This is a genomic window from Pseudomonas sp. NFACC13-1 (assembly GCF_900104425.1).
Lineage (GTDB): Bacteria > Pseudomonadota > Gammaproteobacteria > Pseudomonadales > Pseudomonadaceae > Aquipseudomonas > Aquipseudomonas fluorescens_AA.
The window spans coordinates 157,976-171,000 of record NZ_FMXV01000007.1 but is presented as its reverse complement, the minus strand read 5'-3'; the positions used below and the strand labels follow the sequence as shown (position 1 = coordinate 171,000).

At 63.0% G+C, this 13,025-nt stretch carries 12 protein-coding genes; 10 read left to right on the top strand and 2 right to left on the bottom strand.

Annotated features, from left to right (window positions below; all coding sequences use genetic code 11):
* Positions 1-41: 41 nt before the first annotated feature.
* The gene (gene ppnN / locus BLQ55_RS12210; protein WP_092196679.1) at positions 42-1,415 is read left to right on the top strand and encodes a nucleotide 5'-monophosphate nucleosidase PpnN; all 1,374 of its coding nucleotides are present in this window, start codon (positions 42-44) and stop codon (positions 1,413-1,415) included.
* Positions 1,416-1,680: 265 nt separating this feature from the next.
* Here the strand turns inward: ppnN and BLQ55_RS12205 are convergent, their stop codons facing one another.
* Both BLQ55_RS12205 and BLQ55_RS12200 read right to left on the bottom strand, forming a co-directional pair.
* A complete protein-coding gene (locus BLQ55_RS12205; protein WP_092254011.1) occupies positions 1,681-2,349 on the bottom strand; it encodes an HAD family hydrolase in 669 nt (222 codons plus the stop codon).
* 171 nt (positions 2,350-2,520) lie between these two features.
* On the bottom strand, positions 2,521-3,867 hold the full coding sequence (locus BLQ55_RS12200) for an MATE family efflux transporter (RefSeq protein ID WP_092196685.1): 1,347 nt from the start codon (positions 3,865-3,867) through the stop codon (positions 2,521-2,523).
* A gap of 412 nt (positions 3,868-4,279) precedes the next feature.
* Here BLQ55_RS12200 and BLQ55_RS12195 point away from each other — a divergent pair, with 412 nt between their 5' ends.
* From BLQ55_RS12195 to BLQ55_RS12155, 9 genes are read left to right on the top strand one after another with little or no spacing between them, the layout of a single operon-like run.
* Positions 4,280-5,497 (top strand): methyl-accepting chemotaxis protein, encoded by a 1,218-nt coding sequence (locus tag BLQ55_RS12195; protein ID WP_092254009.1) that lies wholly within the window; start codon positions 4,280-4,282, stop codon positions 5,495-5,497.
* A gap of 11 nt (positions 5,498-5,508) precedes the next feature.
* Complete coding sequence (locus tag BLQ55_RS12190; RefSeq protein ID WP_003203044.1) at positions 5,509-5,877, top strand: response regulator; 369 nt, start codon at positions 5,509-5,511, stop codon at positions 5,875-5,877.
* A 15-nt stretch (positions 5,878-5,892) separates the two neighbouring features.
* Positions 5,893-6,177: an STAS domain-containing protein gene (locus BLQ55_RS12185; RefSeq protein ID WP_092196691.1), complete on the top strand. Its 285-nt coding sequence runs from the start codon at positions 5,893-5,895 to the stop codon at positions 6,175-6,177.
* Positions 6,178-6,205: 28 nt separating this feature from the next.
* Positions 6,206-8,305 (top strand): chemotaxis protein CheA, encoded by a 2,100-nt coding sequence (locus BLQ55_RS12180; RefSeq protein ID WP_092254068.1) that lies wholly within the window; start codon positions 6,206-6,208, stop codon positions 8,303-8,305.
* A 33-nt stretch (positions 8,306-8,338) separates the two neighbouring features.
* On the top strand, positions 8,339-9,997 hold the full coding sequence (locus BLQ55_RS12175) for a methyl-accepting chemotaxis protein (RefSeq protein ID WP_092254007.1): 1,659 nt from the start codon (positions 8,339-8,341) through the stop codon (positions 9,995-9,997).
* Between the two features lie 39 nt (positions 9,998-10,036).
* Positions 10,037-10,573: a chemotaxis protein CheW gene (locus BLQ55_RS12170; RefSeq protein ID WP_063320600.1), complete on the top strand. Its 537-nt coding sequence runs from the start codon at positions 10,037-10,039 to the stop codon at positions 10,571-10,573.
* Positions 10,570-11,406, top strand: a complete 837-nt coding sequence (locus BLQ55_RS12165; protein WP_170847538.1) for a CheR family methyltransferase — start codon at positions 10,570-10,572, stop codon at positions 11,404-11,406. Before BLQ55_RS12170 ends, BLQ55_RS12165 begins: the two co-directional genes overlap by 4 nt.
* Positions 11,403-11,900: a chemoreceptor glutamine deamidase CheD gene (gene cheD, locus BLQ55_RS12160; RefSeq protein ID WP_092196701.1), complete on the top strand. Its 498-nt coding sequence runs from the start codon at positions 11,403-11,405 to the stop codon at positions 11,898-11,900. Before BLQ55_RS12165 ends, cheD begins: the two co-directional genes overlap by 4 nt.
* Before the next feature lie 2 nt (positions 11,901-11,902).
* On the top strand, positions 11,903-12,976 hold the full coding sequence (locus BLQ55_RS12155) for a protein-glutamate methylesterase/protein-glutamine glutaminase (RefSeq protein WP_092196704.1): 1,074 nt from the start codon (positions 11,903-11,905) through the stop codon (positions 12,974-12,976).
* Positions 12,977-13,025: the final 49 nt, after the last annotated feature.

Sequence of the window (13,025 nt, the reverse complement as noted above, 5' to 3'; positions counted from 1 at the left end):
GCCGTCGTCGTGTGCATGGCATCGTTTTCAAGGAAAGCTGAATGACTCAAAGACATGTAATAAACGCCTCGGTAAGCCCCAAGGGCAGCCTGGAGACTTTGTCCCAGCGCGAAGTCCAGCAACTGAGCGAAGCCGGTTCCGGCAGCATCTATACCCTCTTTCGCCAGTGCGCCCTGGCCATTCTCAATACCGGCGCCCATGTCGATAACGCCAAGACCATCCTGGAAGCCTACAAGGACTTCGAGATCCGCATTCACCAGCAGGACCGGGGCGTACGCCTGGAGCTGCTGAACGCGCCAGCCGATGCGTTCGTCGACGGCGAAATGATCGCCAGCACCCGGGAAATGCTCTTCAGTGCCCTGCGCGACATCGTCTACACCGAGAACGAACTGGACAGCCAGCGCATCGACCTCAGCTCGTCCCAGGGCATCAGCGACTACGTGTTCCACCTGCTGCGCAACGCCCGCACCCTGCGCCCTGGCGTGGAGCCGAAAATCGTCGTGTGCTGGGGCGGTCACTCGATCAACACCGAAGAATACAAATACACCAAGAAGGTCGGCCACGAACTGGGCCTGCGCAGCCTGGACATCTGCACCGGCTGCGGCCCGGGCGTGATGAAAGGCCCGATGAAAGGCGCCACCATCGCCCACGCCAAGCAGCGCATCCATGGTGGTCGCTACCTGGGCCTGACGGAGCCGGGGATCATCGCCGCCGAGGCGCCGAACCCGATCGTCAATGAGCTGGTGATCCTGCCGGACATCGAGAAACGCCTGGAAGCCTTCGTGCGCGTCGGCCATGGCATCATCATCTTCCCGGGCGGCGCCGGTACGGCGGAAGAGTTCCTGTACCTGCTGGGCATCCTGATGCACCCGGCCAACGAGGACCTGCCCTTCCCCGTCGTACTCACCGGGCCGAAAAGCGCCGCGCCGTACCTCGACCAGTTGCATGCGTTTGTCGGTGCGACCTTGGGCGAGGCCGCGCAGAAGCACTACCAGATCATCATCGACGACCCGGCCGAAGTGGCCCGGCAGATGACCCAGGGGCTCAAGGAGGTCAAGCAGTTCCGCCGCGAGCGCAACGACGCCTTCCACTTCAACTGGCTGCTGAAGATCGACGAGGGCTTCCAGCGCCCGTTCGACCCGACTCACGCCAACATGGCCAGCCTGGGCCTGAGCCGCGACCTGCCCGCCCACGAACTGGCCGCCAACCTGCGCCGGGCGTTCTCGGGGATCGTGGCCGGTAACGTCAAGGACAAGGGCATCCGCCTGATCGAAGAACACGGTCCTTACGAGATCCACGGCGACGCCGCCATCATGGAACCCCTCGACCGCCTGCTCCAGGCCTTCGTCGCCCAACACCGCATGAAACTGCCGGGCGGCGCGGCGTATGTGCCGTGTTATCGCGTGGTGACCTGACCTCTCTGAGGACCACAGATCCAATGTGGGAGCGAGCTCGCTCGCGATGGCGTCGGTACATTCAGCTCTGATGCAGGCTGATCCACCGCTATCGCGAGCAAGCTCGCTCCCACAGGGGGGATTTGTGGTGGCTGCAATGCCGGTGAATGACTCAAAAAACTGTGGGAGCGAGCTCGCTCGCGATAGCGCCGGTACATTCAGCTCTGATGCAGGCTGAATCACCGCTATCGCGAGCAAGCTCGCTCCCACAGGAGTTTCGCGGCGGTCATAGCATCGAAGGCAGTCGCATCAGGCCGGCCTCATCCACCTCAATGCCTAGCCCGAGGTAGTCCTTGATCTGCGGATGAAGGGTGACCACGGGATGCGTGTGCGTTGCCGTCACCACCATCACATCGGCCCCGGCGGCCTCGCCTGCCCGAATACCGGCCTCGGCGTCTTCAAACACCAGACATTCCTGGGGCGTCACCTGCAAGCGCTCGGCCGCCAGGCGATAGCAGGTGGGGTCGGGCTTGCCGTCGCTCACATCCTCGGCGGTCACCATCACTGCCGGGCGCGGGATCCCCGCCGCTTCCATACGCCGCAAGGCCAATGCCATGGGCGCTGAGGTGACGATTGCCCATCGCTCTGGCGGCAGGCTTTTCAGAAATGCCAGCGCACCGGGCACTTGCACTACCCCTTCGACGTCTTCGATTTCTTCCCGGGTAAGCTGCTCGGCCTCGGCCTGGGCATCCACCCCTGGCAGGTGCTGGCGGGCGATGGTGTCGATGGCGCGCACGCCATGGATGGTCGGCAGGAACGTCGCCACGTCCAAGCCATGGCGCAGGGCCCAGCGTGTCCAGATCCGCTCGGTGGCGGCGATGGAGTTGAGCAGTGTGCCGTCCATGTCGAAGAGGAAGGCGCGGTAAGCAAGGTTGGGTAGAGGGCTGGCTGGCATCGGATCCTCGGTAGCGGCATGACGGGTAACGACCACTGTAACATCGCCAGGCACCGAACCCTTGTGGGAGCGAGCTTGCTTGCGATAGCGGTGGATCAGCCTGCATCGATGCCGAATGTGCCGACGCCATCGCGAGCAAGCTCGCTCCCACAGGGGCCGGTGGTGGGTTGATTACACCAACCGCTCGATCGGCTGATGCTGCCAGACCCGCTTGTAGTAAAGCGTCTGCAACAACAGCATGCTCAGGTAAGCCACCGGGAACGCCATCCACACCCCTTGCAACCCGAAGTGCGCGTCCAGCAGATACGCGGCCGGCACTTGCACGGCGACGATGCAGAAAATCGAGATGGCGACCGGCACCAGCACCGTGCCGCTGGCGCGCATGATGCCGCCGACGATCGCCTGGAAGCCGAACACCAGCAAGCTCCAGAGCATGATATGCAGCAAGTGTTCGGCCTGGACCCGGGCCGCCGGATCAGTGATGAACAGCCCCAGCAGCCAGTGGGATAACAGATAGCCCAGGAGCACCAGCCCACCGGTGAGCCAGAGGTTGAATGCAAGCCCCGTGCGCAGGATCGGCCCCAGGCGCTCCAGGCGGCCGGCACCGATGGCCTGGGCGCCGAGGATCGAGGCAGTGATGGCAATCGACAGCGCCGGAAACTGCACGTAATTGACGATCTGCGTCACCGCGCCGTAGGCCGCCGTGGCCTGGGAGCCGTGGCGATTGACCAGCGCCAGGATCACCAATTCCGACAACGAGATCACCACCATCTGCAACCCCGTGGGCAGGCCGATGCGCAACACCTTGCCGAGGATGTCCCTGTCCAGGCGCATCGCCGCGAACAACGCACGGTCCGGCGCCAGGGCATGCTCGCGGCGACGCAGGCGCCACGCCAGCATCAGCATCGCCGACGTCGTCCCCGCCAGCCCCGCCCATGCCGCGCTCTGGATGCCCATCTGCGGCAACCCCAGCCAGCCGCGGATCAACGCTGGCGTGAGCAGCAGCCCGACGCTGGTGGACACGAGCAGCGCCAACATCGGTGACACCGTATCGCTCACCCCGCGCAGCAACTGGGTGAACAGCACGAATACCAGCAACATCGGCAGGATCCACAGCATGACCCGGGCATAGGAAACGGCGTCCTCTAGCACATCGGCCGGCGTGCCGAGCCCTTGCAACGCCTGACGCGCGAAGACACTGCCAAGCACCGCCGCCACCAGGCCAATGATCGCCCCCAGCAACAAGGTCGAACCGGCAATCGCCTTCACCGTACCGGTTTCGCCGGCGCCATAGGCCTGCCCGATCAACACCCCCGCCCCCGCGCCCAGGCCGATCACCAAGGCGATAAAGAAAAACACGATGGGAAACATGCCCGACACCGACGCCAACGCCTGGGTGCCGAGCATCTGGCCGATGTAGATGCTGTTGAACGTGCCGGACATGGACTGCAGGAAGTTGGACAGGACCATGGGGATCAGGAACAGGAGATAGGTTTTCCAGAGGGGCTGGGTCGGCATGGGGACTCTGATGGCAGTTCGAAAATCCGATGCGGGGTAATTTAGCTCAATCCATCGATTCTGTTTCAGAAGATGTCCGTTTTCGTGACGAGGGCGCTTGACTGCGCTGTAGAAGCTGCTGAAGGCTGCGATCTTTGATCTTCCACTGGATATTCAACGAGCCTTGGAAGGATCGCAGCCTCGCTTCGCTCGGCAGCTCCTACAGCGCAGTCCACCGGGGGCTAGCGCCCTGGCCAGGGGATCTCCATAGGTCAGGCCACCTCGACAATTTCCCGATCTCGTCTATCCTTAGATAGCACTGTGCCATTATTTTTATCGAAATCGGACGACTGGTCCTCAAGACCATGCCGGCTTTGCAGATAACCAGTTATTCGCAAATTACCTGTCAGCACCACTGTTCAAGGACCGAACCATGACGTCGTACTCTCACGGTCATTCCCTTTCCCGAGCACAACCACGCATTCTCTGGAGCGCCGTGCTGGTGGCCATTGCCGCGAGCATTGGCGTGCTGGCGCTCAATGGCACGAGTGGGCAAAACATCGGTTTGAGTGTGGCGATCCTGGTCTTGGGCGTCGGTGCTGGCGCATGGGGTGCGCGCTCGCAACGCCAACAGTTCGACAGCGCCCTCGCCGCCGCCATCGCCCACCACGACCTGCAAGGCAGCGAGCACCAGGCCCATAAAACCCACGCACAACTCAACGACGTCATCCTCGGTGCCATGCCGATCTGGGCCAAGCAGGTCGAAAGCTCCCGGCAGCAGACCGAGACCGCGATCGTTTCCCTGACCGGCCGCTTCACCGGCATTTCGTCACGCCTGGAAGACACCGTGCAAGCCTCGCAATTGGCCGCCGGTGAACTGGCCGGCGGCAGCGCTGGCGGCGCCGTGCAGGTGCTGGCCCAAAGCGAAGGTGAACTGGTCAAGGTCATCGACTCCCTGAAGGCCACCCAGGCCAGCCGTGACGAAACCCTGGCCCAGGTGCGCAACCTGACGGCCTATACCGGCGAGCTGCGGACCATGGCCGCCGACGTCGCGGCGATTGCCGCGCAGACCAACCTGCTGGCCCTCAACGCCGCCATCGAAGCCGCCCGTGCCGGCGAGGCCGGGCGTGGGTTTGCGGTGGTGGCCGACGCCGTGCGCAGCCTCTCGAGCAAGTCCAGCGAGACCGGCCAGCAGATGTCGGCCAAGGTCGACATCATCAACACCGCCATCACCCAACTGGTGCATGCCGCTTCCAGCGGCGCGGACCAGGACAGCCATTCGGTCAGTGCTTCCGAGCAAAGCATCCAGCAGGTGCTGGAGCGCTTCAAGAGTGTCACCGGCCGATTGGCCGACTCGGCCGACATGCTGCAACGGGAAAGCTTCGGCATCCGCGATGAACTCACCGAGGTGCTGGTCAGCCTGCAATTCCAGGATCGGGTCAGCCAGATCCTCAGCCACGTGCGCGACAACATAGAGGACCTGCATGTGCATCTGCAGCAGGCCAGTCAGTCGCCCGACCAGGCCGTCTCCATCGATGCCCGCCAATGGCTGGCGCGCATGGAAACCACTTACGCCACCGACGAGCAACGCCGCAATCACCACGGCGACTCGAGCGCGCAACAGACTTCACAGGAAATAACCTTCTTTTAGGAGAGCCGCTCATGGCTAAAAGTGTATTGGTTGTCGACGACTCCGCGAGCGTTCGGCAGGTGGTCGGCATCGCGTTGAAAAGTGCCGGCTATGACGTGATCGAAGCCAGCGATGGCAAGGACGCGCTGGGCAAGCTCAACGGCCAGAAAGTGCACCTGATCATCAGTGACGTGAACATGCCCAACATGGACGGCATCACCTTCGTCAAGGAGGTCAAGAAGCTGGCCAGCTACAAGTTCACGCCGATCATCATGCTCACCACCGAATCCCAGGAATCGAAGAAACAGGAAGGCCAGGCCGCCGGGGCCAAGGCCTGGGTGGTCAAGCCGTTCCAGCCGGCGCAGATGCTGGCGGCGGTATCCAAGCTGATTCTTCCTTGATAGCAGGAGGCTCCCATGCCGTTGCACTACGAAACACGGGATGACACTGCCCAGGTGCACATCGACGGCGAGCTGACGATCTACACCGCGGCCGAGCTGGCCGCGCAGTGGCTGCCGCACTTGGGGGCAACGCCGCGAATGGCCCTCGATCTGTCGCAGATCACCGAGATGGACGGCGCTGGCCTGCAACTGCTGCTGATGGTGCAGCGCGAGGCCTCCCGGGCCGGGACCCAACTGACACTTACCGGCCAAAGCCAGGCCGTCACGGAGACACTTGCCCTGTGCAACCTGGTTGCCTAGGACGTCGGACACGACAAAGGAAATGAGCGTGAGCATCAATCTCGATCAGGCACAACAGACCTTCATCGTCGAGGCACGGGAACAGCTGCAGGCGATGGAAGAGTCGCTGCTGCAGCTGGAAACCGACCCCGGCGACGATGACGCCATCGGTGCGATCTTCCGGGCGGCCCACACGATCAAGGGGTCGGCCGGCCTGTTCGGCCTGGAACCGATCGTCAGCTTCACCCACATCGTCGAAGACGTGCTCGACCGCCTGCGCAACGGCAGCGTCGAGGTGGACGCCGGCCTGATTGCGGTGTTGCTCAAGTCCAGCGACCACATGCTGGAACTGATCAACGTGGCCGCCAACCAGGGCGGAGCGCTGCCGCCACCGGCCCTGCAACGGGAAGTGGAGCTGTGCCAGATCCTGCAGGAATACCAAGCGCCCTCGCCGGCCACGGCCCCAACGCCTGCGCGGGACACCGAAACCCGCGAACCTGGCGAAATGCGCCTCTGGCACCTTTCCCTGCGTTTCGGCCAGGACGTGTTCCGCAATGGCATGGACCCGCTGTCGTTCCTGCGCTACCTGCAAACCCTGGGTGAAATCGTCGACCTCACCACCCTGACCGACACCCTGCCCGCCGCCGATGCCTGGGACGCCGAGTCCTGCTACCTGGGCTTCGACATCGCGTTTCGCTCGGCCGCCAGCCACGGGGCGATCAACGAAGTGTTCGATTTCGTCCGGGAAGACTGCGAGATCGAGATCGTTGCCCAGGATGACGACATCGCCCCCCCGGCCAACACCGGCCTGATGACCACATCACCGGAACCGGCCGAGGAAACCACTGCGTTGGTCGCCACCGGCGAGTTGCTGTCCGACCAGCGCAAGACGCCGCGCATGCCCGCCCAGATCGCCACCGACAAACAAGCGGTGACCAGCGACAGCAAGGCCAAGGACACCTACGTACGGGTCAACGCCGACAAGCTCGACGAGTTGATCAACCTGGTGGGCGAACTGGTCATTGCCAGCGCCGGCGCCAGCCTGCTGGCCCGCACCTGCCACAACGACCCGTTGCAGGAAGCCACCTCGTCGGTCTCCGGGCTGGTGGAAGAAATTCTCGACGGCGCCCTGCGCCTGCGCATGATCCCCATTGGCGAAACCTTCAACCGCTTCCGTCGGGTGGTGCGCGATGTCAGCCAGGAACTGGGCAAGGATATCGACCTGATCATCAGCGGCGCGGAGACCGAGCTGGACAAGACCGTGGTGGAAAAAATCGGCGACCCACTCATGCACCTGCTGCGCAACGCCATGGACCACGGCATTGAAACCGCCGAGGCGCGGCTGGCGGCCGGCAAACCGGTCAAGGGGCACTTGCACCTCAACGCGTATCACGACTCCGGCAGCATCGTGCTGGAAATCGCCGACGACGGCGCCGGCCTGAACCGTGACCGGATCCTGGAAAAGGCCCAGGAACGTGGCCTGGTGCAGCCAGGTGCCAGCCCCACCGACCAGGAAATCTACAACCTGATTTTCGAACCTGGCTTTTCCACCGCCCAGGCCGTGACCAACCTTTCGGGGCGGGGCGTGGGCATGGACGTGGTCAAGCGCAACATCACCCTGCTGCGCGGCACCGTCGACCTGGACAGCCAGCCCGGCAAGGGCACCGTGGTGCGCATCCGCCTGCCACTGACCCTGGCGATCATCAATGGATTCCTGGTGGGCATCGGTCAGTCGACCTATGTGATACCGCTGGACATGGTCCAGGAATGCATCGAGCTGAGCGAAGACGATGGGCTCGCCAGCCGCGAGCAAGGCTACCTCGACCTGCGCGGCGAGGTGCTGCCCCTGGTCTACCTGCGCGATCACTTCAGCCACGAAGGCCCGGCCGCGCGTCGGCAGAACGTGGTGGTGGTGCGCTACGCCGAACTCAAGGCCGGGCTGGTGGTGGATGACTTGCTGGGTGAATTCCAGACCGTGATCAAACCGCTGGGCAAGCTGTTTGGCGCCCTTCGCGGCATCAGTGGCTCGACCATCCTGGGCAGTGGCGCCGTGGCGTTGATTCTCGACGTACCGGCGCTGCTCACCGAGATCGCCCAGACAGAAAACCGCTACACCCCGACTCAATTACAACAAGCCAACGCTCGCTGACGCTTTAGCACTTCCATGGAGAGGTACTTCCCAATGAAATGGTTCTACGATCTTAGAATCGCCACCAAACTGATCACTTCATTTCTTGTGGTGCTGGCCCTGACAGCCGTCATGGGGGTGTTCGCGATCATCCAACTGGGCGAGGTGAACAGCACCACCGTCGAGATCCGGGAAAACTGGATGCCATCCATGCGTGCTGCCTCGGGCATGCGTTTCTACGGGGCAAACTACCGCCTCAAGGAAAACCGCCACATTACCGCCGATTCCGAACAGGAACGCGCCACCATCGAGCAAGAAGCCGAAGAATCCAAAAAGGCCTTCGAGACACGCCTGGCGACCTATGAAAAACTGCTCTCCAATGCAGAGGACCGCCAGCTGTTCGAAACCACCCGCAATGACTGGGTCGCTTACCTCGCAGTCAGCAAGGACCTGCTTGCACTGTCTCGGCAAAACCTGACCGAGCAAGCCCATGCACTGCTCAAGGGCGAATCCAAGCGTCAATTCGAGCTGGTGGTCAGCGACCTGCAAAAACTGGTGGAACTCAATGACGCCGGCGCCGCCGCCGCCAGTGAGCGTGGCGCAGCGCTGTTTGAAAAATCGCGCCTGTCGATCATTGTCGTGCTGATTGCCGCCCTGCTGGCGGGCCTGAGCCTGGCGCTGTTCATCTCGCGCATCATCTCCCGCCCCTTGAAACAGGCTGCGACCGTCGCCGAGCAGTTGGCCGAAGGCAACCTGAACGCAAAAATCGAAGGCGGCTCCAAGGACGAAACCGGCATGGTGCTCAACGCCATGCAGAACATGGTCGGCAAGCTCTCGCACATCATTGGCGAAGTGCGTAACGCCGCGGACAACCTGGCCAGCGCCTCCGAAGAAGTCAGCGCCACCGCGCAATCGATGAGCCAGGCCACCAGCGAGCAGGCGGCCAGCGTCGAGGAAACCAGCGCGTCCATCGAGCAGATGAGCGCCAGCATCAACCAGAACACCGAGAACGCCAAGGTCACCGATGGCATGGCCAGCAAAGCCGCCAAGGAAGCCACCGACGGCGGCGAATCGGTGCAGCAGACCGTGGTGGCGATGAAGAAAATCGCCCAGCGCATCAGCATCATCGACGACATCGCCTACCAGACCAACCTGCTGGCGCTCAACGCAGCCATCGAGGCAGCCCGCGCCGGTGAACACGGCAAAGGCTTCGCCGTGGTCGCCGCCGAAGTGCGCAAGCTGGCCGAACGCAGCCAGGTGGCCGCCCAGGAAATCGGCGAGCTGTCTTCCAGCAGCGTCGATATGGCGGAAAAGGCTGGGAACCTGCTCAACGAAATGGTCCCCTCGATCAACAAGACCTCGGACCTGGTGCAGGAAATCAGCGCCGCCTCCGAAGAACAGGCCGCCGGTGTGGCGCAGATCAACACCGCCATGACCCAGCTCAACCAGGTGACCCAACAGAACGCCTCCAGCAGCGAAGAGCTGGCCGCCACCGCCGAGGAGATGAGCAGCCAGGCCGAACAGCTGCAACAGGCCATGAGCTTCTTCACCTTGGACACGCCGCCCAAGTCCGCTGTGCAAGTTGCCAGGGTCGATAACACTCCCGGTTCCTCCGGCCGCAAACCGACGCGGGCACCGGCACCGATCATGCCCAAGGCGTTTGCCTACAACATGGCTACCGCCCCGGACGAATCGGAATTCACCCGGTTCTGATGGCCCGGTTCCACAGGCTTGCTTAAAGGAGAAAAAGCAATGGGCGCCATCGCGACCACACGTCAGACCGCCATCGCGGTCGAGGAAGAAGCGCAATACCTGACGTTCATGCTCGGCACGGAGATGTTTGCCATCGGCATCCTGTGCATCAAGGAAATCATCGAATACGGCAACCTGACCGTCGTGCCGATGATGCCGACCTTCGTGCGCGGGGTGATCAACCTGCGGGGCGCGGTCGTGCCGGTCGTCGACCTGTCGGCCCGTTTCGGCCGGCCGAATTCAGCGATCAGCCGGCGCTCGTGCGTGGTGATCATCGAGGCGTCCAGCGCCGACGGCCAGGCCCAGGACATTGGTCTGCTGGTGGACACAGTGTCGGCGGTGCTGGAGATCCCGGCTTCGCAGATCGAGCCGCCACCGAGCTTCGGCGCGAAGATCCGGGCCGATTTCATCAGTGGCATGGCCAAGGTCGATGGCAAGTTCGTCATCGTACTGGAGGTGGACCGCGTATTGTCCATCGACGAAATGTCCCAACTCGCCGAAGCCAGCCCGAACGCGCTGGAAGTGGATGCCCCGTGAACACCGATACCTGCAAGGAACGCACGGCGAACGCGCTGGCGCTCAGTGACCGAGAATTCGGCCAGTTCCAGTCCTGGCTGTACCAGGCCGCTGGCATCAGCCTGTCCGAGGCCAAGAAAGCCCTGGTGGCCGGGCGCCTGTTCAAGCGCCTCAAGCACTATGAGCTGGACAGCTACGGCGAGTATTTCAAGCTGATCATGAACGGCCAGCGCACCGATGAATTACAAGTGGCGCTGGACCTGCTGACGACCAACGAGACCTACTTTTTCCGCGAGCCCAAGCATTTCGATTTCCTGCGCCAACACGTACTGCCCCACGCAACGCCGGGCAAGACCTTCCGCCTGTGGAGCGCCGCCAGCTCTTCCGGGGAAGAACCCTATAGCCTGGCCATGACCCTGGCCGAAGGGCTGGGCACCACGCCCTGGGAAGTGATCGGTTCGGACATCAGCAGCCAGGTGCTGGCCAAGGCGCGCTCCGGGCATTACCCGATGGAACGCGCCCGTACCCTGCCCCAGCCGCTGCTGGTGAAATACTGCCTCAAGGGCACCGGCAGCCAGCAAGGCACGTTCCTCATCGACCGGGCGTTACGTAACCGGGTCAACTTCATCCAGGTCAACCTCAACGACACCTTGCCGGAGCTGGGGGAGTTCGATGTGATCTTCCTGCGCAACGTCATGATCTATTTCGACCAACCCACCAAAAGCAAAGTGGTCGCCCGCTTGATCCCCCGGCTCAAGCCCGGCGGGTATTTCATCGTCAGCCACTCGGAGAGTCTCAACGGTGTGTCCGATGCGTTGAAACTGGTGGCGCCCTCGATTTACCGCAAACCATGAACGCCGCCATCAGAGCAGTGGCCGAGGAATACCTGGCGCCAGGGGAGTTTCGCTTCGCCACCTGCCCGACTCGCCTGCGCACGATTCTCGGCTCTTGCGTGGCGATCACGCTGTGGCACCCCGAACGCAGGATCGGTGCCATGTGCCACTTCATGCTGCCCAGTCGAGTGCGCTGCTCCACCGCACTGAACGGCCTCTACGCCGACGAAGCCATCGAACTGTTCATCCGTCAGGCCCGGGCGCACCGCACCGCCCCCGAGGACTACCAACTCAAGCTGTTCGGCGGCGGGGAGATGTTCCCCGAACTGCAACGCCATGTGCCCTACGGCGATGTGGCACGACTGAACGTCAACGCCGCGCTGGAAATGGCCGCCCTCTATCGCCTCGACCTGATCGCCCAGGACATGGGCAGCACCGGCCACCGCAGCATCATCTTCGACCTGCGCAGCGGCGATGTGTGGGTCAGGCACCAACCCATAAGGACCCGGCACTGACCATGTCAAAAAAGATCAATGTACTGCTGGTGGATGACTCTGCCGTGGTTCGCCAGGTGTTATTGGCGATTCTCAGCGAGACACCGGACATCCACGTCATGGGCGCGGCGTCCGACCCGATTTTCGCCATGGACAAACTGACCAAGGAATGGCCCGACGTGATCGTGCTGGACGTGGAAATGCCGCGCATGGACGGCATCACTTTCCTGAAGAAAATCATGAGCGAACGCCCCACCCCGGTGGTGATCTGTTCATCCCTGACGCCCCGGGGGGCGGAAACGACGTTGCAGGCGATGGCCGCAGGCGCGGTGGAAATCATCACCAAGCCCACCACCGGGCTGAAGAACTTTCTGTTGGAGTCGGCGCCCGAATTGGTGTCGGCGATCCGTGCCGCCGCCCAGGTCAATGTGCGCAACCTCGGCAAGCGTCCCGCCCCGACGGCGCTGGCGCCGGCGATCAAACTCACCGCCGACGCCATGCTGCCCGCCGCCAACGGCCATGCCATGGCGCAGACCACCGAACGCATCGTCGCCCTGGGTACCTCCACCGGCGGCACCCAGGCCCTGGAAGCGGTGCTCACCGCCCTGCCACGGGTGTGCCCGGGCATCGTCATCGTTCAGCACATGCCGGAGAAGTTCACCGCCTCGTTCGCCGCCCGGCTCAACAGCCTGTGCCAGATCGAAGTGCGCGAAGCCCGTAACAACGACCGCATCCACCCGGGCCTGGCGCTCATCGCCCCGGGCGGCAAACACATGATGGTGACCCGCAGCGGCGCGTTCTACCACGTGCAAGTGGTGGACGGCCCGCTGGTCAACCGCCATCGCCCCTCGGTGGATGTATTGTTTCGCTCAGTCGCCAAATTCGCCGGCCGCAACGCCACCGGCATCATCATGACCGGCATGGGCGACGACGGCGCCCGCGGCCTGAAGGAAATGCTCGACGCCGGCGCCGCCACCGTGGCCCAGGACGAAGCCAGTTGCGTGGTCTTCGGCATGCCCAAGGAAGCGATCAAACTCAATGCGGCGCAACGGGTGATGGGATTGCAGGAAATCGCCCAGGTGATCTTGCATCGGTAACAGCATTAAAAAGGCAATCAAAACCTGTGGGAGCGAGCTTGCTCGCGAT

What these genes read in the sequence shown, in the direction of transcription:
- ppnN (WP_092196679.1), top strand. Translation starts at nt 42, where the DNA reads ATGACTCAAAGACATGTAATAAACGCCTCGGTAAGCCCCAAGGGCAGC.
- BLQ55_RS12205 (WP_092254011.1), bottom strand. Translation starts at nt 2,349, where the DNA reads ATGCCAGCCAGCCCTCTACCCAACCTTGCTTACCGCGCCTTCCTCTTC.
- BLQ55_RS12200 (WP_092196685.1), bottom strand. Translation starts at nt 3,867, where the DNA reads ATGCCGACCCAGCCCCTCTGGAAAACCTATCTCCTGTTCCTGATCCCC.
- BLQ55_RS12195 (WP_092254009.1), top strand. Translation starts at nt 4,280, where the DNA reads ATGACGTCGTACTCTCACGGTCATTCCCTTTCCCGAGCACAACCACGC.
- BLQ55_RS12190 (WP_003203044.1), top strand. Translation starts at nt 5,509, where the DNA reads ATGGCTAAAAGTGTATTGGTTGTCGACGACTCCGCGAGCGTTCGGCAG.
- BLQ55_RS12185 (WP_092196691.1), top strand. Translation starts at nt 5,893, where the DNA reads ATGCCGTTGCACTACGAAACACGGGATGACACTGCCCAGGTGCACATC.
- BLQ55_RS12175 (WP_092254007.1), top strand. Translation starts at nt 8,339, where the DNA reads ATGAAATGGTTCTACGATCTTAGAATCGCCACCAAACTGATCACTTCA.
- BLQ55_RS12170 (WP_063320600.1), top strand. Translation starts at nt 10,037, where the DNA reads ATGGGCGCCATCGCGACCACACGTCAGACCGCCATCGCGGTCGAGGAA.
- cheD (WP_092196701.1), top strand. Translation starts at nt 11,403, where the DNA reads ATGAACGCCGCCATCAGAGCAGTGGCCGAGGAATACCTGGCGCCAGGG.
- BLQ55_RS12155 (WP_092196704.1), top strand. Translation starts at nt 11,903, where the DNA reads ATGTCAAAAAAGATCAATGTACTGCTGGTGGATGACTCTGCCGTGGTT.